The sequence below is a fragment of the Nostoc sp. PCC 9305 genome (assembly GCF_963920915.1).
Lineage (GTDB): Bacteria > Cyanobacteriota > Cyanobacteriia > Cyanobacteriales > Nostocaceae > Nostoc.
Genome location: NZ_CAWUDN010000015.1, coordinates 42242 through 66642 on the forward strand (window position 1 = coordinate 42242; position 24401 = coordinate 66642).

The 24401-nt window shown below is 42.2% G+C and carries 21 protein-coding genes; 10 read left to right on the plus strand and 11 right to left on the minus strand.

Going from position 1 to position 24401, the window contains the following annotated elements; all coding sequences use genetic code 11:
• Positions 1 to 51: 51 nt before the first annotated feature.
• Together ACM0OX_RS08180 and ACM0OX_RS08185 are read right to left on the minus strand one after the other, a co-directional pair.
• Positions 52 to 927 carry an SDR family oxidoreductase gene (locus ACM0OX_RS08180; RefSeq protein ID WP_414514440.1) on the minus strand — a complete coding sequence of 292 codons (876 nt, stop codon included), beginning with the start codon at positions 925 to 927 and terminating at the stop codon, positions 52 to 54.
• Positions 928 to 1154: 227 nt separating this feature from the next.
• The gene (locus tag ACM0OX_RS08185) at positions 1155 to 1532 is read right to left on the minus strand and encodes a hypothetical protein (RefSeq protein ID WP_414514475.1); all 378 of its coding nucleotides are present in this window, start codon (positions 1530 to 1532) and stop codon (positions 1155 to 1157) included.
• A gap of 129 nt (positions 1533 to 1661) precedes the next feature.
• Between ACM0OX_RS08185 and ACM0OX_RS08190 the strand changes: the two genes are divergently transcribed.
• Entirely contained in the window at positions 1662 to 1850 is a 189-nt protein-coding gene (locus ACM0OX_RS08190) for a hypothetical protein (protein ID WP_334964361.1), read from the plus strand.
• 579 nt (positions 1851 to 2429) lie between these two features.
• Here the strand turns inward: ACM0OX_RS08190 and ACM0OX_RS08195 are convergent.
• The 3 genes from ACM0OX_RS08195 to ACM0OX_RS08205 all read right to left on the minus strand — a co-directional run bounded on the left by ACM0OX_RS08195 (position 2430) and on the right by ACM0OX_RS08205 (position 5870).
• Complete coding sequence (locus ACM0OX_RS08195) at positions 2430 to 3518, minus strand: fatty acid desaturase family protein (RefSeq protein ID WP_414514441.1); 1089 nt, start codon at positions 3516 to 3518, stop codon at positions 2430 to 2432.
• A gap of 581 nt (positions 3519 to 4099) precedes the next feature.
• A complete protein-coding gene (locus ACM0OX_RS08200) occupies positions 4100 to 5002 on the minus strand; it encodes a S1 RNA-binding domain-containing protein (RefSeq protein ID WP_335007826.1) in 903 nt (300 codons plus the stop codon).
• A 127-nt stretch (positions 5003 to 5129) separates the two neighbouring features.
• Positions 5130 to 5870, minus strand: a complete 741-nt coding sequence (locus ACM0OX_RS08205; protein ID WP_414514442.1) for a dienelactone hydrolase family protein — start codon at positions 5868 to 5870, stop codon at positions 5130 to 5132.
• 270 nt (positions 5871 to 6140) lie between these two features.
• On the opposite strand from ACM0OX_RS08205, the gene ACM0OX_RS08210 reads away from it, so the two are divergent.
• Both ACM0OX_RS08210 and ACM0OX_RS08215 read left to right on the plus strand, forming a co-directional pair.
• The gene (locus ACM0OX_RS08210) at positions 6141 to 7124 is read left to right on the plus strand and encodes a GntR family transcriptional regulator (RefSeq protein WP_292732563.1); all 984 of its coding nucleotides are present in this window, start codon (positions 6141 to 6143) and stop codon (positions 7122 to 7124) included.
• A 152-nt stretch (positions 7125 to 7276) separates the two neighbouring features.
• Entirely contained in the window at positions 7277 to 8473 is a 1197-nt protein-coding gene (locus ACM0OX_RS08215; protein WP_414514443.1) for an FAD-dependent monooxygenase, read from the plus strand.
• Positions 8474 to 8486: 13 nt separating this feature from the next.
• On the opposite strand, the gene ACM0OX_RS08220 is transcribed toward ACM0OX_RS08215, so the two are convergent.
• From ACM0OX_RS08220 to tig, 4 genes are all read right to left on the minus strand, one after another.
• Positions 8487 to 9407 carry an alpha/beta fold hydrolase gene (locus tag ACM0OX_RS08220; protein WP_414514444.1) on the minus strand — a complete coding sequence of 307 codons (921 nt, stop codon included), beginning with the start codon at positions 9405 to 9407 and terminating at the stop codon, positions 8487 to 8489.
• Between the two features lie 98 nt (positions 9408 to 9505).
• On the minus strand, positions 9506 to 10846 hold the full coding sequence (clpX, locus tag ACM0OX_RS08225; protein ID WP_292730369.1) for an ATP-dependent protease ATP-binding subunit ClpX: 1341 nt from the start codon (positions 10844 to 10846) through the stop codon (positions 9506 to 9508).
• A 9-nt stretch (positions 10847 to 10855) separates the two neighbouring features.
• A complete protein-coding gene (gene clpP / locus ACM0OX_RS08230) occupies positions 10856 to 11554 on the minus strand; it encodes an ATP-dependent Clp endopeptidase proteolytic subunit ClpP (protein ID WP_069071412.1) in 699 nt (232 codons plus the stop codon).
• A 339-nt stretch (positions 11555 to 11893) separates the two neighbouring features.
• Positions 11894 to 13333: a trigger factor gene (gene tig / locus ACM0OX_RS08235; protein WP_414514445.1), complete on the minus strand. Its 1440-nt coding sequence runs from the start codon at positions 13331 to 13333 to the stop codon at positions 11894 to 11896.
• A gap of 889 nt (positions 13334 to 14222) precedes the next feature.
• Between tig and ACM0OX_RS08240 the strand changes: the two genes are divergently transcribed.
• The 3 genes from ACM0OX_RS08240 (at position 14223) to ACM0OX_RS08250 (ending at position 18340) form a co-directional block, all read left to right on the plus strand.
• Positions 14223 to 15260 carry an aspartate-semialdehyde dehydrogenase gene (locus tag ACM0OX_RS08240; RefSeq protein ID WP_414514446.1) on the plus strand — a complete coding sequence of 346 codons (1038 nt, stop codon included), beginning with the start codon at positions 14223 to 14225 and terminating at the stop codon, positions 15258 to 15260.
• A gap of 141 nt (positions 15261 to 15401) precedes the next feature.
• Positions 15402 to 16286, plus strand: a complete 885-nt coding sequence (dapA, locus tag ACM0OX_RS08245) for a 4-hydroxy-tetrahydrodipicolinate synthase (RefSeq protein ID WP_414514447.1) — start codon at positions 15402 to 15404, stop codon at positions 16284 to 16286.
• A gap of 281 nt (positions 16287 to 16567) precedes the next feature.
• A complete protein-coding gene (locus tag ACM0OX_RS08250) occupies positions 16568 to 18340 on the plus strand; it encodes a ribonuclease J (RefSeq protein ID WP_414514448.1) in 1773 nt (590 codons plus the stop codon).
• 150 nt (positions 18341 to 18490) lie between these two features.
• On the opposite strand, the gene ACM0OX_RS08255 is transcribed toward ACM0OX_RS08250, so the two are convergent.
• Positions 18491 to 19312, minus strand: a complete 822-nt coding sequence (locus ACM0OX_RS08255) for a lecithin retinol acyltransferase family protein (protein ID WP_334992093.1) — start codon at positions 19310 to 19312, stop codon at positions 18491 to 18493.
• A gap of 707 nt (positions 19313 to 20019) precedes the next feature.
• Here ACM0OX_RS08255 and ACM0OX_RS08260 point away from each other — a divergent pair.
• Positions 20020 to 20397, plus strand: coding sequence for a Mo-dependent nitrogenase C-terminal domain-containing protein (locus tag ACM0OX_RS08260; RefSeq protein WP_099103424.1), 378 nt, complete (start codon positions 20020 to 20022; stop codon positions 20395 to 20397).
• Positions 20398 to 20522: 125 nt separating this feature from the next.
• Here ACM0OX_RS08260 and ACM0OX_RS08265 read toward each other — a convergent pair whose 3' ends face one another.
• Entirely contained in the window at positions 20523 to 22379 is a 1857-nt protein-coding gene (locus tag ACM0OX_RS08265; protein ID WP_414514449.1) for a caspase family protein, read from the minus strand.
• A 202-nt stretch (positions 22380 to 22581) separates the two neighbouring features.
• Between ACM0OX_RS08265 and ACM0OX_RS08270 the strand changes: the two genes are divergently transcribed.
• From ACM0OX_RS08270 to ACM0OX_RS08280, 3 genes are all read left to right on the plus strand, one after another.
• Positions 22582 to 23073, plus strand: a complete 492-nt coding sequence (locus ACM0OX_RS08270; RefSeq protein WP_414514450.1) for a hypothetical protein — start codon at positions 22582 to 22584, stop codon at positions 23071 to 23073.
• A 196-nt stretch (positions 23074 to 23269) separates the two neighbouring features.
• Positions 23270 to 23443, plus strand: coding sequence for a 50S ribosomal protein L32 (rpmF, locus tag ACM0OX_RS08275; RefSeq protein WP_012407602.1), 174 nt, complete (start codon positions 23270 to 23272; stop codon positions 23441 to 23443).
• A gap of 300 nt (positions 23444 to 23743) precedes the next feature.
• Positions 23744 to 24349: a sulfite oxidase-like oxidoreductase gene (locus ACM0OX_RS08280; RefSeq protein WP_414514451.1), complete on the plus strand. Its 606-nt coding sequence runs from the start codon at positions 23744 to 23746 to the stop codon at positions 24347 to 24349.
• Positions 24350 to 24401 lie beyond the last annotated feature (52 nt).

Consider the following 24401-nt stretch of genomic DNA (forward strand, 5'->3'; position numbering starts at 1 on the left):
ATTTGTCCTTGATTATTCACGAATGACCAATGACTAATGACCAATGACTATTCAAACTGCTAAATAGCGCCGCAAAAAACTGTCTAATGTCTCTAATTGGAAGTTAAAAATCGCCTCTAAATTGGCAATTTCATCTTTTGTACAGAAAAATTCATTAGCTAGCAATGTGCGATAAGTTCCCAAAGCTTTTTGGATTTTGGGATTAAATAAACCCAATGCACCCTGTAACCCATCAATGACAAATAGGGGTGAGTTAATTATTACTGGTTCTTTGGCGAAAATCCGACCAAAAATCCGGGGAATATCTTCTCGTAATAAAATCTCTGGCCCTCCGACGGATAAAATCTGGTTACGAGCGCCTTCAACTGTCACAGAATCCACAACTATTTTTGCCAAATCATCAGTACTGACAATTGAGGTACGGTTTTTGCGATCGCCAACAAGCAGATATAATCCCGTTTCCCGAAATCTTTCTACCAGTGGCAGCAAGTTAGATGCTAATCCAGATGGGCGTAAAATAGTGTAATTTAAGCCACTAGCTGCCAAATATCGCTCTACTGCTCGTTTAGCTTTGAAAACGGGAGCATCTTCATAACCGCGATCGGCTCCCAGTACGGAAATGAAGACAAAATGCTCTACGCCATTGGCTTTGGCTTGGTCGATGAGCTCAATATTGGCGCGGTAATCTAAAGATAGGGCATCGCTATCAGAACCGTGGGTGCTGATAATATACCGCACACCCTGGCTAGCTTTCTGGATATCTTTTTGTTCTAGCAAGTCACCGATGAAGATTTCTGCACCCCGATGTTCTAACTCGCTATAGCGCGACGTAAGGCGGACAAATGCCCGCACAGACTGTTCTCGTTGTCGTAGGAGTCGCACAACTCTGCGACCAATTCCTCCCGTTGCTCCAGTTACCAGAAACATACAAATACCTAAATTGAATAGTTACAGCGTTTATAGTTGTCAAAATGCTCGATATATGATCAAAACCCATTGAGCAATACTTAAATCGAGATATGAGCATATTTTTATACTTTGTTACCATGCTCAAGATATTCTCATGGCAATAAGTCACACCTTATTCATTTTAATACTCTAAAAATGATCCCCTACATCTTTGTAGATGCAGGGATAGAGTATTGGGATTAGTTTTACTGGCTCAACAAGTCAATAGTTTGTTCAAGCAACATCTTAGCCTTGTGCAAATTCAGCAGGTTCTCTTGGTCGTATCGGTCAGGATAGCTCATTTTCCTGCCCTCTAAAGTTATCCGAATTAGTGCTGCTTGCTCATCTGTGGGTGAATTCATCTCATCTATAGCAGAACTGATTATCTGGATAGCGTTAAAGTTAGGGAATTTTAACCCTTTACCTTGCTTCATTTGTTGCAGGGCTAAAAGTGGAAATGCCATCAGAGTTACGATGTACGAGGTTTTGTATCCTGCATTCCCAGTTGGTTTGATGCCGTATCTACGACACAAATCGCGTAATTCTTTAATAGTCTTGATTTCAAGTTCGGAACGCGTGAACATAAAATAGTAGTGTCCATTTTTTAAATTGGATATTGGTGGTTGTACTTCCGGCAAGTTGTGATAACCACCAAAAACCAATTTAATCTGCTGCCTACCAGTGATTCAAATTATATTTATATTTCTACATAAATGCCTAACCCTAAAGGTCATCCAGAAAATTTAAAACCATTTAAATCAGAGAGGGAAGAACCTTTAAGTGAGCGTCTTAACTTACGTGTCACAAAAACGATGAAGGAAGAACTATCCACCAAGGATGATTCTCCAGAATTTTGTCGTCGTGCAATCCAGGAAGCGTTAGATAAAGATAGAGAAAAGTAATTTCAAAGGGATAGTTGTCACAAGTGCGTGAATTACTGGAATGAGTCAGCAATCAAGCATATTGAGAAAGCAATATGCTTGATTGCTTGCTGAAAACACTGAAATTAGTAAGTAAAAGCTCCTTTTGCTTGCGGAAAACACCAAAATGAGAAAGCAAACCGGAGTTTGAATAAGTCAAAGCTTCTTTTGCTTGCGGAAAACACCAAAATGAGAAAGCAAACCGGGGTTTGAATAAGTCAAAGCTTCTTTTGCTTGCGGAAAACACTGAAATGAGAAAGCAAACACAGCTTTTGAGTAAGCAAACTGGGGTTTGAGTAAGTCAAATGCCATTTTGCTTATTAAATTCGACTTTATATATTTTTTCGATAAATTAACTAGTACAATACAGCGGAAATAAACTATCCATTGCAAATCAATGAAATGCTTATGATATATTCATTTTTAATTTTTAATTCCGCCTTGCAGTACTAGTTATTGTCCATCGTGACTTTTTCGGCTTATTCCCTGGCTTGAACTGTGGTCGATATTTCTTGCAAAATCCTCAGTATTTAGCAGCATATTCATTTGCAATAAACCTTTTTAACTGTCGCTTGTAGGACAGGTAACAGACTTTTTCCCTGACCAATCTGTAAGAGTATTTTCATCCTTATAATGCCGGGGAGTTTTCAGCAGCAAATACCAAGCTTCTCCAGCATCCAATAAATTAAACTTTTCAGAATATTGAGTTTCTAACAAATCTCTAACCATACAATAGTAATCAGAGTTCATTCCTGGAAAAATATGATGTTCAGTATGGTAAGAAAAATTTAAATGCAACAGGTCAAATATTTTATAAACCCGGAGAGACATACTATTAATTAGTGGGTCATTAACGCTGGTCATCCGACAAAGTAAATGATTTGTATAAATATAAAAAATTACTCCAGCATAACCAATTGCAATCGGTAAAAAGTAACCAAGTATGAGTTTTATGGGGTCAAATTGGAGATAGATGAGGATACTTAGATGAATCATTATCATCATCAATAATTCCCCTGCGATCGCTCGACGATCTTTAGCACTGACTGTAAATGCAGCCGGAACATAATCGACAGATTCATGATTGAAAAATAGCACAGATGTCAGATTGCGAAAAGTATGTACTCCCCAAGCAGAAGTCATTCCCACTATGAACCATACAGGATTGACTTCAGTTGAAGGTACAAATAAGTCCTGAATCCATTTTCCCCAGGTTGAAGATTGTTCATATAAGTAATTACGATCTGGGTCGCCTAAATCGTTAGTGTGATTATGATGTACTCGGTTATGAACTGCTTTCCATAACGTTGGTGGCATCCACAACATTGTTAGCCCTAGAAGACCAATTATATAGATTAATCGAGGATTTTTAATGACGCTACCATGCATCAAATCGTGGGTGCTAAATAGTAAGACAACCACGCTATTGCCCATAATTATGCTTAAAGGTACATAAAGCCATAAAAGATATGGCGACCAAGAATCTAACCGCGCCGCTATCATCCAACCTAATATCAAAATTGCCAGATTAATGAACAATATAATTAACTTGCTTGGATCGGGGATAAATGCTTCAGGTGGCATCAGAGAACGTAATTCTTTCGCATATATTTTCTGGTGAATAAGTGTCCGATCTGTACTAACATTCATAAATAATTTTTCAGTTAGATAATTTCACTGGGTAAAGTTTTGCGGGAAATCGTGGCGTTTTTCAACTGGAATAATTAAATTCACAACTAGGATAAGTATCTAAATCGTAACACAAAATATTTCTGCGGTAGACCTCTTGCATAATTTTGGCATTGCCTACACGTCTTCCTCAGAATAATTTCTGTAGTTCAAAGTGAAAGTTATCTGAAGCTGACTAAAATTATTATTTTACCCACATTACTAGCTAGAGGCTATTAGGATGTCAAGTTTATCTTAGTAGGTAATAAATTTTTTAGTAATAGCTTTAGTCTTTATTTTCTAATCACTAAAATGCTTACTAAAAACCCTCGATACTAGCTTGACAAAGTACTAAAAAACGTGAGAGATTAAAAAATTATCCCAATTTCAATCCCCCGCATCTTTATAGATGCAGGGGGAATAATAAAATAACCCACAATTTGGATTTTTGCTCAATTTTTGGGCAGTATTCACCGATTAATCCTACATATCGCAGGTGCGATGTCTACGCAGAGCTACGCCTACGCACTATTTATACTTTGTGCAAGCAGCCCACCTCAAAACTATTCAGACGCTTTGTTATTAGCTCTATTAGCACGCGCCTCAGCTGAAGCCATGACCTCATCAAAATTTTCTAGCACTTCGCCAGGGAAGTTTTCCAAAACTCTGGTAGAAAGAGCAACCCGCCCTTTACCCTCATCCAAGTCAATAATTACAGCTTTAATTGGCTGGCCAACTTGAAATACTTTTTCTAGAGAATCAATGAATTTCTGGCTTACCTGCTTGATATGAAGTAAGGCGCTCATCCCACTTAAATCGACAAATACACCAAAAGGTTTGATGCCAGTAACTTTACCTTCCACCAGTTGACCTAGTTCTAATAAGCTGAAGTTGCTAGAACGAGTTGCTAAACGCTGAGAAAGGATGAGTTTGTTGGTGTTTTTATTAATTTCCAAAAAGCCCACAGTCAGATTTTGACCTTTGAGTGCTTCTAAATTATCACGCTCTGCCAGGTGCGATCGCGGGATAAATCCCCGCAAAGAAAGAATATCGACGGTGACACCACCTTTATTCACACCCATAACCCGTACTTGTACAGTCTGAGCATTTTCCTGCATTTCAGTCAGTCGTTCCCAGATGTGCTGAATTTCCAACTGCTTTCGGGAAAGGGTAACTTGCCCTTCTGCATCTTGATCTCGGATAATCAAAAACTGCATTTCCTCTTGCAATGGCAGCACTTCCGATAAATCGGTAACTGCTCTCAAAGAAGCCTCATCGCGCGGCAGAAAAGCTGACGACTTGCCACCAATATCCACATAAGCCCCATCATGGTCAAGTTGGAAAACTTTGCCATGTACAAGCTGTCCCTTTTGAAATTGGTAGTCGTGTTTTTCTAGTGCTTTGGCAAAATCGTCCATTGTAAAGGGCGAATTGGCTGTTTGAGAAAGTTTCGATTCGGAATTCATGACTTTTGAAGATTAGTTGTTATTTGATATGGTGCAACTGAAGTTTATGTTGTCATTTGTCATTTGTCATTTGTCCTTTGTATTCACCAATGACCAATGACCAATGACTAACTTGGCTGCGTATGCTTCAGTTTAGTTGACCAAAGAGTTGTTTTACTTGCTCCCAAGCATCGGCCGCAGCTTTAGGATTATAACTGGCACGGTGGTTACAGAAAAATCCGTGATCAGCTCCATCGTAGCGAAACACATGATGAAGAATTTTATATTTTTCTAACTCTGCTGCAATCTCATCTACTTGTTCGGCTGGGATGCTAGCATCTTCTGTGCCAAAGAAGGCATAGAGAGTACCTGTTATTTCTCTAGTGCGGGTGACAGTAGGAGCGCCGCCTCCCGGTGTACGAGTAGTAATTCCAGCACCGTAGAAGGAAGCCGTAGCTTTAATATCTGGCAAGGTGGCTGCAAGATATGCGACATGACCGCCAAAGCAGAAGCCAATACAGCCAAAACCATCTTTTTTCACATGGGGCAGATTTTTGAGGTAGTCAATTGCTAGTTGAATATCGCTCAATAACTCTGAGGCTTGAGTTTGCATGGCGTAACTTCTGCCTGTTTCAATATCTTCGGGTGTGTATCCGGTTTCAAAACCAGGAGCAATCCGTTGAAAAAGTGCAGGTGCGATCGCTACATACCCAAGTTGGGCAATCCGTTCTGTAACTTCCCGAATGTGAGCGTTAATACCAAAAATTTCTTGTAATACTACAACTCCTGGGTAAGAGCCAGGTTCTTTTGGCTCTGCTAGATAAGCAGACACTTGAATATTATCTTGCAAAAGATTAATCGTTGTGGTACTTGTTGCTTGCTCTGTCATAATAATTTTTACCAGTGCTATGTGATTAACCGTGTGTTTATTTGATATAACTATGCCAGTATGCCTAGCTTTTTTCTAATTAAATTATCAATAACCAATAGTGAGCGCATTAGAAATTTGTATCAGAAAAACTTTATATGTAAATAAACATATTTGAGATGTAGCAAATGTAGCTGGTCACAAAGGGAGGGCTGAGTAAAAAGTGTTGAGTATAAAAGCAACACTCAGAACTTAGCACTCATTAGCACTTAGTATTCAGGAGGTTTGGTGATGATTCAATTCCGTATTCAGCCAGACAGCGAAATTCCCGCATCAACCCAGCTGTTTAATCAAATCCGATTTGCGATCGCTTCTCGGCAATATCCCCCGGCTTACAAATTACCAAGCACACGGGCGCTGGCAATGCAAACGGGGTTACACCGCAATACCATAAGTAAAGTTTACCGTCAACTAGAGGAAGACGGATTTGTTGAAAGCATGGCTGGTTCGGGTATTTATGTTCGTGCCCAAGGTCATGAGGGCGGTAGTAGGCTGCAATCACCAATTCTCAAACAAAATCCTGATGCATATCAAGTTGTCCAGCAAGCACTTGACGAACTGCTCTCCCAAGGATGTTCGCTGAATCAAGCTAGAGAGCTATTTTTAGCGGAAATTGACTGGCGCTTGCGTTGTAGTGCGCGGGTACTGGTTGCAGTTCCATCTTATGATATGGGTGCTGGTGAGTTGATGGTTTATGAATTAGAGCGATCGCTAAAAATCCCAGTCCAGTTGGTAGCAATGGAAGAATTAACCGCCGTGCTAGATAAAACTACCTCTGCGACAGTCGTCACCAGTCGGTATTTTATCAGTAATGTAGAAGCGATCGCAGCTCCAAAAGCCGCACGAGTAATTCCTCTCGATATCTACGACTACAGCAAAGAACTCAGCATCTTGAAAACCTTACCAAAAGAAAACTGTGTTGGGATAGTTAGCCTCAGTTCTGGGATTGCACGAGCCGCAGAAGTCATTCTCCACGGTTTGCGCGGTGATGAACTACTGGTAATGACTTCACAACCAAAAGATGCTTACAAACTTCAGGCAATGGTTAAACGTGCTGAGGTAATCATAAGCGATCAAGCCAGCTTTGCGGCAGTACAAGCAGCCGTGCAAGCCTCTGATGAAGATATTATTCGTCCGCCAAAGCTGATTAAGGTTGAGAATTATATCGGCGCTAACTCGATTAACTTGCTAAAACGAGAACTGGGTTTAAGTTAATTAAAACTTACGCAAAATATTTCTCAAACTCTCATTCTCTGTGCCCTCTGCGCCTCTGCGGTTCGTTATTCTCCAACTCGTACCAGTCCTATTAATCTCAAGATAATTCGACCAATATCTTTAAGAGCAACTGATACAGAAGGGATAAAGTAGTGCAAATTGTGATTGTGGGCGCAGGCCCAACAGGTGTAACCCTTGCCCTGCTTCTTGTAAAACGTGGTATTGCTGTAACGTTAATTGAAGCAGCAAAAGACTTTTATCGTGTATTTCGCGGCGAAGGATTAATGCCCAGTGGCTTAGATGCTCTAGAGCAAATGCGTCTATCGGCATTATTAGAACATATTCCCCATCGGCAACTCGACGCGTGGGAATTCATTATCGGGGACAAGCAGTTGTTTCGAGTTGATGAACCAATGGGAGCAAGCCAACCCTGTACACTAGTTTCACAACCACCGCTACTCAAAGCACTGATTTCGGAAGCTCAAACGAATGATGGGTTTGAATTTATCCAAGGTGTTCCTGTCAAGGATTTATTGTGGAGTAACCAACGTGTAGCAGGTGTAGTACTGAGCGATGGCAGAGAATTTGCTGCTGACTTAGTGATTGGGGCAGATGGTCGAAATTCTCTTGTACGACAACGGATAGGATTGGAATTGGTACGCCAGCCCAAAAATATTGATATTCTTTGGTTTAAACTTGCCGCCAGTCCTGAGTTTGCAGCCGATAATGTGTTTCGTACTATTGTAAATGGCGATCGCGTATTTACCATCTTTCACGGAGCAGAATCAGGAAAACTACATCTGGCTTGGGTGATGTCGGCAACCGAAAACACTGACTCCAAACAAGCCAACTGGGCAGAGGTTTTTGCCTCCTTATCACCCTCATGGCTAGCAGAGCATTTCCGTAATCATGCAGACACCATCGAATCTCCCATTCGGCTCTCTGTTGTGGTTGGTTATTGCCCCCAATGGCACGCACCAGGAGTACTGCTTCTAGGTGATGCTGCACACCCAATGTCTCCCGTCCGTGCCCAAGGAATTAATCTCGCATTCCGTGATGTGATTGTCGCTGCTAATCATCTTGTACCACTGTTGCAAAAAGAAGCTGGACAGCAGGATATTGACATAGCACTATCGCACATCCAAGCAGAACGTCAGCCAGAAATTATCCGTGCCCAGCAACTCCAGTTAGAAGAAGCTAAACAAGGCGAACTACTGCGAAAAAATGCACTGCTGCGATCGCTGTTGATTCAACTTGCTCCCTTACTCCGTAAAATAATTAAAAAGTCTTGGTTAAGGCGACAATATAAAATGCGTCAAGGTATCACGCAGGTACACTTAACTGTCTAAAAATCGCCAGCAGTTACCCCACTTGTGGTTTTGGCGTGTTAATTTGCAAAAATTCTTGTACCCGTTGCAGATAAGTTGGGGCATCTTCCAACATTGGGAAATGCGCTGTGTTACGAATCATCACAAATTCCACTTTTTCATTCAGTGCCGCTGCTTGACGACCCATCTCGGCTGGAATAATCTTGTCATACTCCCCTGCCACAAGCAGAGTCGGCACTGTCAGCTTGGCAAACTCTTGCGGCATCACTTCAGATTGAGCCTTACTGACTGAAGTAAAAATTGTTCCTAAAGCCGCATCGTAATCTGCTTCCAGAAAATCTTCCAAAAAAGCTTGCCGCTCAGAATGTGGTATGGAACTATATAAAAATCTGGCCATAAACATCCGGTCAACAAATGGAATTTTGCTTAACCATTTGGGACGGAATTTCACTACATAGCCACCGAATTTATGAAAAGCACTAAAGGATTTTTCGTCGTACTCGAAAATGCCGCTACAAGTTAAAATTCCTCGTTCTACTCGTTCGGGATAGCGGTTAAAAAATAAAGTAGCAACAGACGCGCCCATCGAATGAGCATTGATATAAACACGCTGAAGATGCAACCCATCTAAGAAAGCTGCCAAATCATCAGCGTATTCCTCTAACTCATAGGTTAGCTCTTTAATTGCCTCTGATTCTTCCTGTGGGGACTCAGATTCAGTAACAGCTTCACTTGCTTCGGCTATGGTTGGCTTTCCACCAGAACGGCCAAATCCCCGCATATCGTAGAGTAAACAATCAAATTGCTCTGATAAAGCATCAGCAGTATTTTGCCAATATCTAGCCGAACCAGCCCAACCATGCATAAAAACCATCACTGGTTTTACCAAAGAACCGGATGGTTTTTTCACCCATTCGTAGTAATGCTCAACGCCACGAACATTAATATAAGGCATTAGTCATTTGTCCTTTGTCAGTTGTCATTAGTCCCTGGTATATGGTTATTATTCCTTATTTTTTGACCAATGACTAATGACCAATAACTAATGACTCATTAAGCTGATTCTGGCTTCGGTAGTGAAGACGGATGTATTATCAGTTCAGCAGTTGATCGCTTCTCGACCATCTCCCTTGTAACTGTACAGCGTGTCACATCCTTACGGGATGGTAACTCATACATTACATCCAACATCAATTCTTCGACAATCCCACGTAATGCTCTAGCACCAGTTTTACGGCGGTAAGCTTCTTGAGCGATCGCTCGTAAAGCATCTGCTTTAAAATCTAGCTGGACATTATCCATCTTCAGCAGCTTTTGGTACTGCTTCACTAGGGCGCTGCGTGGTTGAGTAAGAATCGCCATCAGCGCTTCTTCATCTAGCGGATCTACAACTGCTACCATTGGCATCCGCCCAATAAATTCTGGAATCAGGCCAAATTTTACTAAATCATCCGGTTCTAGATGGCGAAGAGTGTCTGCTGCTCGTTTCTCCTTCGATTGGCCTTCTCCCGGTTGCACAAAGCCGATTGCTTTTTTGCCAACTCTCTGATCTACAATTTTTTCTAAGCCTACGAAGGCACCACCACAGACGAACAAAATATTACTTGTATCAATCTGGATGCAGTCTTGATAAGGATGCTTACGCCCTCCTTGGGGTGGTACATTAGCGATCGTTCCCTCTAACATTTTCAGCAAGGCTTGCTGCACGCCTTCGCCAGAAACATCACGGGTAATTGACGTGTTCTCGCTCTTACGAGCAATTTTGTCAATTTCGTCAATGTAAATAATTCCCCTTTGCGCTTCTTCTATATCCAAATCTGCCACCTGCAACAGTCGCAGCAAGATATTTTCTACATCTTCTCCCACATACCCTGCTTCCGTCAGCGTCGTCGCATCGGCGACAGCAAAAGGTACATCCAGGATTTTCGCTAGAGTTTGCGCTAAGAGAGTTTTGCCGCAACCAGTCGGGCCGATTAACAAGATGTTGGACTTTTGCAGTTCTATGGCATCATCTGACCCAGGTTTGCCACTGGCTTTAGACTGAATGACTGCCAGCCGCTTGTAGTGATTATAAACAGCTACTGACAGAACTTTCTTCGCTTCGTCTTGACCAATAACGTGTTCGTCTAGATACTTTTTAATCTCTCTTGGCTTGGGTATTTGATTAAACGAAATACTAGCAGAGTGAGTACGCCGTTTTTCAGGTGGCTCTGCTCTCGGTGCTGGTTGTGCTGCCGCACCATTAGTATCGAGTAACTCCTCGTCTAGTATTTCATTACACAAGTCAACGCATTCATCGCAGATGTAGACTCCCGGCCCTGCGATTAATTTACGCACCTGCTCTTGAGACTTGCCACAAAATGAACATTTCAAATGGGAGTCGTACTTAGACATACCAGCCTCTTATTTCAGAATGGTGACGTTTTCCCCTGCTACGGGAAGATTTTGCCTGGAAATGACCTGATCAATCAAACCGTAGTTTTTTGCCTCTTCAGCCGACATAAAAAAGTCGCGCTCAGTATCTGCTTCAAGTCTTTCTAAGGGTTGACCAGTATGGTGAGCCATTAACTGATTCAACTTAGCCTTAACGTAAAGAATTTCTCTGGCTTGAATTTCAATGTCAATGGCTTGACCTTGAGCGCCACCAAGTGGTTGGTGAATCATAATCCGGGAGTCGGGCAGAGACATTCGCTTACCGGCAGCTCCTGCTGTCAACAAAAATGCCCCCATGCTCGCGGCTAATCCAAAACAGATGGTAACAACATCAGGGCGAATTTGCTGTATTGTATCATAGATTGCCATCCCTGCGTAGACGGAGCCGCCAGGAGAATTAACATACAATTGGATGTCTTTTTCTGAGTCTTCGGCGTCTAGGAATAACAATTGAGCCACAATTGAGTTGGCTACGGCATCATCTATTGGCGTTCCTAAAAAGATAATCCGCTCTCGCAGCAGGCGGGAGTAGATGTCGAAAGCTCTTTCTCCCATACCAGATTGCTCTATCACCATCGGCACGATGTTGCTAGGGCTGCTTAACTGGGAGTTAATGTTTATTCGACTTAAGTTGCTGATTGGGGAATTTCCCGACTGCGATTCAAGCATACAAGCTTTCTTTGACAATTATTTAGGACAAATGTTTCAGCAGCAGATGCTGCCTTTTCAACGAATGGAATTTTTATAAGCTACGTGTTAACCATTATGCCTCATATAATTTCCTCTCGTGTAACACAGTATCAAGCTCAAGTGATAACAGGTGTCACTATTTGCCGAAAATTCATTAATTCTTTAATTATTTTGACTTCATCCCTGAGTTATAGGGCATTGGGTATGGGGCATGGGGCATTGGTTATTTCTCCCTCTACTTCCTCATCTCCCTTACCTTACCCATTTCACCAGTACTTTAACTCAGAACTGGTGAACTCATGGTTGTGGGATTTTTTATTATCCTTCTGTAACTTCTGTAGAAGCTTCGCTGCTTTCTTCCTCGGTCTGAGGTGTATCACCATCAGCATCAGATTCTGTGTCTTCCGTTTCCTCCGCAAGACTCAAGGAACCTTCGGGTACAAGTTCAACTGAGGAGTGTTCTAAGAGCCAATCGATGATTTTTTCGGTTAACAGTTCGTTTTCTACGATTGAGCGCAGTTTATCTTCATCAACATCCTGTTCCTCTGAGTATTGTTCCAAAAGTTCTGTAACTCTGGCTGCGATTTCTTCTGGTGTTACCTCGATAGATTCGCGTTTGCCGATTTCCCGCAAGGATAAGGAGCGTTTGATGCGTTCAATTGCTTCAGTACGCGATCGCTCCCGCAATTGCGGAATAATATCTTGAGTAAACAGCTTTCTCACATCCAATCCCTGCTGAGACAGCCGGATTGCTGTTTGCGTGAGCATCGCATCCACTTCTTGCTCAATCAAAGTTGCTGGTAAGTCAACTTCTACGTGCTTGAGCAGTTCCGTTAACAAGGCTTCCTGCTTATTGGTTTTTGTTTTGTCGTCCGCCTCTTTTTGATATTGCTCTACCAAAGAAGCGCGTAACTCCTCTAAGGTTTCAAAATCGCTGACTTCCTGGGCGAAATCGTCATTTACTTCTGGTAGCTCCTTTTCTTTTAACTCTTTGAGCGTCACGGTGAAAGTTGCCGCTTTTCCAGCTAATTCTTCATTAGCATAAGGATCTGGGAACTGCGCCGCAATTTCTTTGGTTTCTTCAGGATTCATCCCGACTATTCCCGAAATAAAGCCTGGAATAAACTTATCTTCCTGCAATTCAACTTGAAAATCAGTTGCTTCGGCTCCGGGAATCGGTTCTAGTTCAGCTGTTTCGTCCTCGCCCTCAACTCTGGCGAAGGAACCTTTAAAATCGACTACGGCAATATCGCCGATTTGGGCTGCACGTCCTTCCACAGGAATCAATGTCGCCAATTCTTGACGTTCCTTATCCAGAGTGTTCTCCACTCGCTCTGGATCGTACTTGACTTCTTCAGCCTTAGCTTGCAAATCAGTGTACTGAACTAAATTCACTTCTGGTTCTACATCGACAGCAGCGGAAATCGTCAGGGGTTTTCCAGGTTCATAATTATTAATCAAATCCTCAAAAGAGGAGCGCAATTGCGGCTGACCAATTGCTGGAATGGCTTCTTGTTTGACTGCTTGCTCAATACCATCTTGAATTAGTTCTTCCAGCGCCGCTGCTTTGATTCGAGTTGTACCCAGCCGTTGTAGTAATATCGGCCGAGGCACCTTGCCTTTACGAAACCCAGGAATATTGGCAGTACTCGCTAAGTTTTTAATGACCTGTTCGTAAGTTTGCTTGGTAATTTCCGGCGTAATCTCTATTTCCAGACCAATTTGGCTGGCGGGAAGTTTTTCCTGGGTGACTTTCATGCTTCGTCTCTAGTTTTCTGGTATTTTATACTCCGAGTACACACAAAACGCAATAAAATAATTGTTTGCGTTTATGGCTTGATGTCTCTTAGGGGTAATGGGAGTTTGCCAAAAGGTCTTGTGACATCCAAGGATGGATGTTTGTCCTGGGGCAAACATCCAGTTTACTGCCAATTATCAAGGACTTGACATTTTACCTTCATAACAATTTAGTTAATGGGGCATTTGGATTAAGGGGAGGTGACAGTTGATAGGGAATAAATCTGTAAAGTGTACCCTGTAACCTATCCTCTTCTTCACCCCCGACTCACTCTAAAACTTGGTAATTAATTATCCAGTGGGCTAATGCCGTGATATCCTGGTTCTCAAATAGTGGTTAGTACCTCAGGTTAAAGTTATAGTATTTAGTCTAGCTATTATCTAGCTATTATTAAGTTGTGTGTGGTACGAGAGTGCATCTGTTACTTAACCACATCGCTCAGTTTGACCTCGTGCTGGCTTTATGGATTTAGATCATAGTATATTCATCATCTTGGCAAGCAAGCTTGTAGCCAATACATTTGTTTATTTACAGGTAGGATGCTTGTTAAACCCCTAAGTGCAGATATCTCCATTTATTATAAAAATGGCGGATTGTTGTATAATATATATTTATAGTTAGAATAGATGAAAAAAATAAATATACTGTTATTTAAAAATGCAATATCATTTAACTTAATTAAATAAGCAAAAAAATAAATGTATTAAATATCTAAAGATAGACTAAATTAGAGAAAAATATAATACCTATTAAAAATGTATTTCCAGACTGCGATCGCTATTTAAATATAACTAAATTGTCAATTGTTCCAAGAAATTGCAGATAAGTATCTTAAAGGAGGAAGCAAGTTTGTCGAAATCCTATCGTTTAGCTATTTTGGGAGCGACTGGTGCAGTTGGCACAGAGTTGCTGGAATTATTAGAAAGTCGTAATTTTCCGGTTGCTGACTTGAAGTTATTGGCATCAGAGCGGAGTGTTGGGCGATCGCTACAGTTTAAAGGTGAAAATATACCAATAGAGGCAGTGAGCGATCGCGCCTTTGAAAATGTCGATATAGTACTGGCTAGTGCAGGTGGTTCCACATCCAAAGCTTGGGCAGCAGTTGCCGTCGAAAAGGGCGCAGTGGTGATTGACAACTCCAGTGCCTTTCGGATGAACCCGGAAGTTCCCTTAGTAGTGCCAGAGGTGAATCCTCAAGCCGCAGCGCATCACCAAGGTATTATTGCTAACCCCAACTGCACAACGATTTTAATGGCTGTGGCAGTCTGGCCATTGCATAAAGTTAAACCAGTGCAACGCATCGTCGCTGCAACCTACCAATCGGCTAGTGGTGCGGGTGCTAGGGCAATGGCAGAAGTCAAAACCCAAACAAGCGCTATACTACAAGGACAGCCACCGATTGCCGAAATATTGCCTTACCCATTGGCATTTAATTTATTCCCGCATAACTCCCCATTAAACGATTTGGGTTATTGTGAGGAAGAAATGAAAATGGTCAACGAAACCCGAAAAATATTTGGTACGCAGCAAATCAGAATCACTGCAACCTGTATACGGGTTCCCGTACTCCGCGCCCACTCAGAAGCCATTAATTTAGAATTTGAGACTCCTTTTAGTGCGAAGGAAGCCAGAGAAATTTTAAATTCCTCCCCTGGAGTAAAATTGGTAGAAGATTGGGGAACTAACCATTTTCCGATGCCAATAGAAGCAACAGGTCGAGATGAAGTTTTAGTGGGAAGAATTCGCCAGGATATTTCTCATCCTTGTGGCTTGGAATTATGGTTGTGTGGCGACCAAATCCGCAAAGGCGCAGCATTAAATGCAGTACAAATCGCCGAGTTGTTAGTAGAGAAAAATCTACTCAAACCATTAGCTATTAGTCATTAGTCCTTTGTCATTGGTTAAGCAACAAAGGACGAAGGACAAGTGACAAAAGACTAATGACACTTGAAAGCAATTTGCAGATAGGTTATTACAATAAAGAACCACCAAGATATAAAAACATGGGTAATCAGGAGTGAAAAAAGGGTGGGAGATTTTGGCAGTGTTTTAACCGCTATGATTACGCCATTTAAAGCAGATGGTAGTGTCAACTATGATGTAGCGGCAGAACTGGCGGCGCATCTAGCTAACAACGGTACAGATACATTGGTGATGTGCGGCACAACAGGAGAATCCCCGACGCTAAGTTGGGATGAGGAATACCAGTTGTTTGTCGAGGTATTGCAGTCCGTGGCCGGAAAAGCCAAGGTAATCGCAGGTTGTGGATCGAATTCCACCAAAGAAGCGATCGCAGCCACCCAAAAAGCGTCTAAAATAGGAGTACATGGTTCCTTACAAGTTGTTCCTTATTACAACAAACCGCCGCAAGCGGGATTGGAAGCTCACTTTAAGGCAATAGCACAAGCCTGTCCCGACTTACCGTTGTTGTTATATAATGTCCCCGGTCGTACCGGACAAAACCTTCAGCCAGAAACAGTTGCCCGGTTAGCTGAGGTTAGCAATATTGTCGGGATTAAAGAATCCACTGGTAATATAGATCAGGCAAGCGAAATTCGTCGCTTGACACCAAAAGAATTCCACATCTATTCTGGTGATGATTACATGACTTTGCCCTTGTTAGCGATCGGGGCAAAGGGTGTGGTAAGTGTGGCTTCTCATCTGGTAGGAAACCAACTACAGCAGATGATTCAAGCTTTTAGTGCGGGAAAAGTTGAGGTAGCAAGCGACATTCATCTCCAACTATTTCCGTTGTTTAAAGCTCTATTTCTCACTTCAAATCCCATTCCAGTGAAAAAAGCACTGCGACTTCAAGGTTGGGAGGTTGGTTCAACTCGTCCGCCGTTATGTGAAGCTGATTTAGAAGTCAGTCAAAAATTAGAAGCGGTTCTGAAAGAACTTAGTTTAATTTAACCACCAACTTATTTAAATGCTGGTAGTCTCCTCCTTGTCAAAGATACATATAAACAACGATCATAATTGTTCATAAGTTGCAATTTAAAAACCTGTGCTAGGACTGATAGATATACTATGAATCCTTGAGTCTTACAGTTGATTTTATTGAATAAAAAATTGAAATCTTCAATTAAAACTTGATTGCTTTGGGACTGGCTTAAGAGACAGATGATGTTGTCTTAAATACAAGTTCGTTAACTATCAACTTAATTAACCACAAGTAACAATCTAAGGAGAAAATGGCTAAAAACGAAGCTAATAATTCCGCCTTGAAAATTATTCCTTTGGGCGGTTTGCATGAAATTGGTAAAAATACCTGTCTTTTTGAGTATGACGATGAAATTATCCTGTTAGATGCAGGATTGGCTTTTCCCACAGAGGCGATGCATGGAGTCAATATTGTATTACCAGATACGACTTATTTGCGGGAAAATCGCCACAAAATTAAAGGGATGATCGTTACTCATGGTCATGAAGACCATATTGGTGGGATTGCTTTTCATCTCAAGCAATTTGATATTCCGGTGATTTATGGGCCCAGACTAGCAATGGCAATGCTAGAGGGTAAATTAGAAGAAGCAGGAGTCCGCGATCGCACAGAAATCAGAACAGTTCTACCACGGGATGTAGTGCGGATTGGCAAAAACTTTTTAGTTGAATATATCCGCAACACTCATTCCATCGCTGATAGCTTCACTGTTGCCATTCATACTCCCCTGGGTGTAGTCATTCACACAGGGGATTTTAAAATTGACCATACCCCAGTGGATGGTGAAAAGTTTGACTTGCAACGCCTAGCAGAACATGGTGAAAAAGGCGTTCTTTGCCTGCTAAGTGATTCCACTAACGCTGAGATACCAGGATTTACACCTTCAGAACGTTCAGTTTATCCCAATCTGGAGAGAGTGTTTAGTCAAGCACCTGGGCGATTATTTGTCACTACCTTCGCTTCTAGCGTCCATCGCATCAATATGATTTTGGATATTGCGAAGAAGCAGAATCGGGTAGTGACAGTTGTCGGGCGTTCCATGCTGAACTTGATTGCTCATGCCCGCAATTTAGGTTACATCAAGTGTGAAGATAATCTGCTGCAACCATTGCACGCCGTCCGCAATCTACCCGATGAAAGAGTACTGGTTTTAACTACAGGTTCTCAAGGGGAATTGATGGCAGCAATGACCCGCATTGCCAACAAAGAACATCCTCACATTAAAATCCGCCAAGGAGATACGGTAGTATTCTCTGCTAACCCAATTCCCGGAAATACGATCGCTGTAGTCAACACCATTGATAAATTGATGATTCAAGGTGCGAAAGTGGTCTATGGTCGAGATAAAGGAATCCACGTCTCCGGTCACGGCTGTCAGGAAGAACAAAAACTGATGATTGCCTTAACTCGACCCAAATTCTTTGTGCCATTTCACGGCGAACACCGGATGCTAGTGAAGCACGCAGAAACGGCTCAGAGTATGGGCATTCCCGCAGAAAATATGATCATTATTCAGAATGGTGATATTGTCGAACTGACTGAAGATGCTATTCGTGTTGCTGGTAAGGTGCCATCTGGTATTGAATTGGTGGATACTACTAGTTCGGGTATGGTAAGTGCCAAAGTCCTGCAAGAACGGCAACGCATGGCTTCAGAAGGCATTATCACGATCGCAGCTGCCATTGATTGGAATGGTAAACTGTTGGCAAAACCAGAAACTCACCTCCGCGGTGTAGTAACAAGTGTAGAGCGATCACTGTTACAAACTTGGGTAAAACAACGCATTGAAGAAATCCTCTCTGTGCGCTGGACAGAATTTGCTCCTGAGCAAGGTGAAGCAGCAGATATAGACTGGGGTGGATTGCAAGGTACTTTAGAACGAGAATTGCAACGTTCCATCCGTCGAGAATTGCAATGTCAGCCATCTGTGACTTTGTTGATGCAAATCCCTGATGAGCCACCTGTAAAAGTTGCTGATGGCAGAAGACGACGCACTCGGACTGCTGCTCAAGTAGCATCGTAGAATTTACGGTAAAAATCTCATACAGAAGCGCAAAGACGCAGAGTTTTTCTGAACGTCTTTGCGCTTTGGCATGAGAGTTAGAGAAAAATCATTTACCTTGATAGAGGTTGAATAGTGGGTATAACCAACTGTCTCTAAATTGCCGATTTATTATTCTGATATCCATTTCCAGAAACAGTAAGCACCATAACCAACTGCTGCGGCTGCAACTGCTGGTGCTGCAACTGTGATAGCTACACCTGCTGCCATACCACCGCCAACTGTCGCCCCAACAGCGGCTAACCCCGAAGTGATTCCAGTAGCACTCAGACCAGCAACAGTTCCATAGGCTGCAACAGCACCAACGGCTCCCGCAGTACCAGCAGCAGCACCAACAGTCGTCATCGTTCTGCCAACAGCACGAGCTTCTCGCTCCTCGCTAGTGAGATTTTCGTTATCTTCTAAAACACTATTCATTGCCAGGGTTGTTATAGCAGCAGGAGCCATACCAAGTGCGCCAATGCCCGCAACAGCTCCCCCACCAACAATTCCACCAACTGTAGCTAGACCTGACATAATCCCGGCTCCACTTAGTCCGGCTGCGGCTCCGGCAGCACTGACAACACCAATACTACCCGCAACTGCGGCTCCACTTACAGATGCTCCTCCTGTAGCTGCTCCAGCATTTTTTACTTGTTCGCTTGCATGTATACCTGTCTTACACCATGTAGCGAAGTGTTCACAATTATTACCAAACAGGTCATAAATATTTTCTCCCAATCGGCTTTCGGCACGTTGAATTACAACATCAGGTAAGTCACAATTACCATACTCTCTCACAAATACTATTTTTCCAGATGCAAATGAATCCCAAGAAACACGAGAAATATTTCCCTGATTTTTTGTGTAGTGGATGACTGTACCATCACCACAGTCGATACCATGATGGCTGTAACCACCACAATTAAAGTAAACATGATTACCTATTTTCATACTTTAGTCGTCTTTAATACTCAGCCTACGTTGAAAGCAACTTAATGATTAATTGCCTAAAATATTTGTGACACAACGAAGCTGGGGATTACAACAGTGCTTAAACCGAATTAGCTTAAAAAACTAAAATCATTTTTTTATACATTTAATATTTATTTATCAGAAGAACTACTTAAAAATTTTCTTTTTTAAGTAGTTCTTTATAAATTATTGAGTCCAATTTTGAGCAAGTAATCGCCACTGCAAACTTAATTTTTGTGAAATGCAATCGATTCTAATCGATCAAAAATCAGTGCTTCTACGGCATTCAGCCATTAATGAACAGGACACACTTACGTGAGAAAGTGGGAACACTGAGAGGAAAAAAGCCTTCTAGAGGATTACTGATGTTTATACTTAGCAAAAATACTTTCAGAAAGACCTTGTATTAAGGTTTGTAAATGTTACACTAAAACCTATCCAATGACGGATGTCTTTATTAAAATTTAAACTGTGTCAAGTTATGAACAAGATCGTAATATTACACTACCGATCCCCAGAAAATTGCGATTAACTTGACGTAGTAATAAATTAGGTTCTGACTTAAGTGGCTAATCAGGTATTACATTATATCGCAGTCAGAACGCGATTTTTCCGGGAAAGTTCGTTGCCACGTTGTATATATTCATCAAAAAGGTGAATAGCCTCAATAACACAGAGGGTTAACCATGAAGGTATTCGACAATACCACCAAAAAGATTTTCCTGGCTAGCTGGGTATCAATCAATCAAGCAGAAACTACTGACCATAAAGCAACCCAGCTTAACCATTCTCCTTCCAAGCCTTACTGGGATATTCTCCAACCCTTACGGCAGCGAGTAGAAAACATTCAAGTCCGCGATCGCCAACTAGCTCATCGTTTGTGCAAACTAATTCCATCTCAATGCCCCTTTGAGCGCGATGTCAAATTATTTGGGAAGACCTTGTTTCACATCCCACCCATGTGCAAGCTAAACCCCTTATACGAAGAAGTGGTTGGTTTACGTTTCCGAGCGTTGTGCTATCTAGCCGACGAGTGTGGCGAAGATGTATCGCAGTACTGTTGAGTGCTGAGTGCTGAGTGTTGAGTGTTGAGTGCTGAGTCAAAAGTGAGTAGTTAGGAGTAAAAGGTCGGGGATCAATAATATAACTCCTAATTCCTAACTCCTAACCATTTTTTATTATTTTTTTACTATTTCTTTTGCCATTTTTGAATGGCATCCTGAGCATCTTCATAAGCGGCTGTTTCCTCTGGCACTAAAGCCGCGGTTGCAATTGCAGCTTTACGTTCTCCTTCGGCGGCACGACGCTTGGCCAGGTCTAAAATTTTCTCACTCCATTTATCGATCGATTTTTGGGCTGCATCGAAGCCTGGTTGATCGGCTGGTACTTTCTTGGCAACTTCAATTGCCCGATTATAGGTAGATGCCTGTTCAGACTTAATTAAGGCATTAGCTGCATCTAAAAGAGTTTTGTTACTCACATACTGTTTACCCTCTAAGCGCCACAGGTTAATTGCTGCTTGTGCTTTCGCGTAGGGGGCTTCGTCTTTGGTGATTAATCGAGCAGCAGCAATAGCGCTGGCATACTGTCTTTGTTTAGCACGACCTTCTGCTAAATCTAAAATCATCTGGCTCCAAATCTGAATATTCTCTTGAGCTTGTTCGTACAGTGGTTCACCCGATTGAATTTTTCGGGCTGTAGCGATCGCCATGCTCAAATCGCTCGCCTGAGTTTGTCTGAGCGACATTTTCGCCAGGTCTAATACTGCTTGATTTCGCTTTTTTGACTGGGAACTAGAGGCTATTTGGGCGCTAGATTGATTTTTGAGTCTCACTGGTGGAGTGCGAGCGCTTGGTAAATTCTCGACAATCTGGCGATCGCTAACATTAGTATTGGGTGATGTGCTTGATATTTGCTTAATTCTAAAAGTTTCTTGATTACGGAGAAAAACTACGGCGATTAAACCTGCTACCAGCAAGCTGCCTCCGCCCCATAAAATAAACTGTTTCCAAAAAGGGATGCTTGGCTGATTTGCTGGCAATCGAGAGACGTAACCTTTGGAGGAATTGGGGATAAATCTTCCTCTGGTATTCACTCCCAAGGAAGTTTCCGCCATTGGCTGGGCAACTAATTTGCTACCTGACTCCTGAACTTTTTGACTTTTCACCTGTTGGGAGGGGTTCACACTAGCTTCTCCCCGTCTGCCCCGATCTACTGAAGTTCTAGAGGAATCATCAAGGGGAGGAGCTGCAAGGGCAATAGCAAAAGATTCTTCAGGATAAATCACCGCTTCTGGTTTCAAATCATTTTCCATTGCCAATTTTGGCAAGATTACTTGCTGCCTTGATGGGATGATCGTGGCAGGGTTTTGGATAGGACGCCAGTGGTGGTGACATAACTTTGGCACGATCAGACTTAGGTAGCTTTCTAAATCTGCTAAGTTGCTGCCATTACCAGAACGTAAAGCTTCTAACAAAGCTGCTGTAAAGAATCCGTGACCTAGTTCGCTACTTTCATGGGAAAATTGCTCTGGTTGGCAAGAAAGAATTGTTGCCAGTTGTAGCTCTTGGGCTAGTTCTATTGTTTCTTCACCAACGGGGGCATCCGCTTGAGTGCCAAAAGCGCGGTTGATATCAAGTAGTAGCAATACATTCAGGTCAGCAAGTTGCAGGCTTTGCATTAGCGATCGCAATTCTATGCCAGTCTCTTGCACCAGTTCCGGGTTGCCCTCTGCTGGCATTAAGTAATCTTTGCCCTTGTAATTGACTCCATAGCCGCTAAAGAATAACCACAGATAGTCTTCCGGTTGCCAACTTGTTGCTGCCAAATCTTCAAGCAGCAGCAAAATATTTTCCTTCGTCGGGTAAGTCGATCTATCCCCAATCGGCGGCGAAGTATCTGTCATCACTAGACAGTGCTTGGGGAGAAAACTTGCCTCTGTCACCAAAAAATCTTCTAGTGCCTCAGCATCTGCTTGGGCACAACTTAAAGGTTGAAATAACTGATATTGATTGATACCAATCGCGATCGCCCAGTAATTTGCCATCCCGCTCTTTGTCAGTTATTGTTGTTTGCTGGTCTTAAAATTGTGGTTGGCTTTGCTAAAAAAACAAAGCTAACCTATGTCTTATACTCTAGGTGATTCTAATTGAATCTTAAGTTAGAATGTAGTTTTTATTACGTTAATTAGCCGGAAAATACCTTTACCTAATTTCAATAACAGATCATTACTAAGGAGATAGAAGGTCATGAGCAAAATTTCTGCTCACCTACCATCATCGCTCGCTCCCTTTTCAGTTATTAGCCAAATTGCCAGAAGAATCCGGATAATTCCTTTAGTAGTTTTGCTTATATCTACTGTCCCTGCGTGGTTTTTGATGGAAGCGATCGCACCGCAGGTTGTGCGAGCTTACACCGCTAGAGTCGATCTAGCTATTGACCGCTTGCCAGAAGAAAACTATGAAACCGTTCTCAGGAGAGCGGAAGCGGTCGCTAGGGCAGCTGCTCAAAGGAGCTTCGACCAAGATATCTTGGTGACAGATGTTTCCATCATTGTGTCCGTACAAAATTATGGCGCGATCGCACCAGTCCTGACATTAGATGTCAGTCGTCCTGAATGGCGATCGCGCCCTGATGCTCAAAATTGGGCCACTTACTTCAAAACTGCGCGATCTTTACTTTTCTTTGAAAATAATTCCAATCAAGTTCCAGCAGCTAGCGCTGTGTCAACGCCAAAATGACGGATTGAGCTAGAAGTCCGAGCCAAAGCTTTCTTGGCTCGGAATCTTGGGGGATTTAAAGAAAGTCATTCTTGCTGTTCCCGCGTCTTGGCGTCAGTCTGAACCCAACTTACTTATTCCTGACTCAACTGTTGTCTTTGGCGTCAGTGGATGGCCTAGAATAAGAAGGTTGTCAAGAATCGCGATATCTGCTGACATGGCTGTTCCTAAGAAGAAAACTTCCAAATCAAAACGAGATAAACGTCGAGCTACCTGGAGGCATAAAGCCGTCGTTGAAGCTCAGAAAGCCCTATCTTTGGGCAAGTCAATTTTGACTGGACGTTCTACATTTGTTTATCCAACTGCTGAAGAAGAGGAAGAAGAATCATAATTTCTCAGTCAGGAAAAGCACGAACAGCACCGACAGATTTGATTGCCAAACTCAACAATCAAAGTTCCGATCGCTAGATAAATGCTTTTTCTTAGCTTTCCTGATTGCATTATGAATCATAGACACTCTACATAAGCTCATTAGATCAAAAAAAATTGGTAGTGAGTAATTGGAAATATCCATTACCCATTACCTATCATTCAAGAGTTTATATATATCAAAGAGTAAAACATTTGGTGCTGTTGGCAACTCAGCAAAAAAGCTTGTAAACATCTTGAGAAAACTGATTTTTCTCTAACTATGCTAGGAAAATTTTTTCAGAAACCAGGCAAAGAAGAAGGCGAACGCGTCCCTCCTGGTCAACATTTAGCTAAAGGTTTTCCCGTATTAACTTACGGCGAAACTCCCCAAGTCAGCACTGAGGAATGGGAGTTTCGAGTTTGGGGTTTAGCAAAATCTGCTACCTTTAGTTGGTCAGATTTTATGGCGCTACCTCAACACGAATTCACAGCTGACTTCCACTGTGTAACGCGCTGGTCTAAACTTGATGTCAAATGGACTGGCATTAAAGTTACAGATTTCATGGGTCTGATTGAATTAGACCCGAAAGTAGCCCACGTTATGGAACACTGCTATGGCGGCTACACCACCAATATTTCTATAGAAGATTTTCTGCGCGAAGAAAACTTTTTTGCTTTTAAAGTCTTTGGTGAAGACCTTCCATCTGAACACGGCGGGCCGATGCGGTTAGTTGTGCCCCACCTCTACGCTTGGAAAAGTGCTAAGTGGATTAATGGTTTGGAATTTTTAGCTGCTGAAGAACTTGGTTTTTGGGAGCGCAATGGCTACCATCGTCGTGGTGAACCTTGGGCTGAGGAGCGTTACAGCAAGGCTTTTGGGATTTAATAGTTAGGAGTTATTGAATTTAGTTAGAGATCAACAATTTTTAAGGTGATGT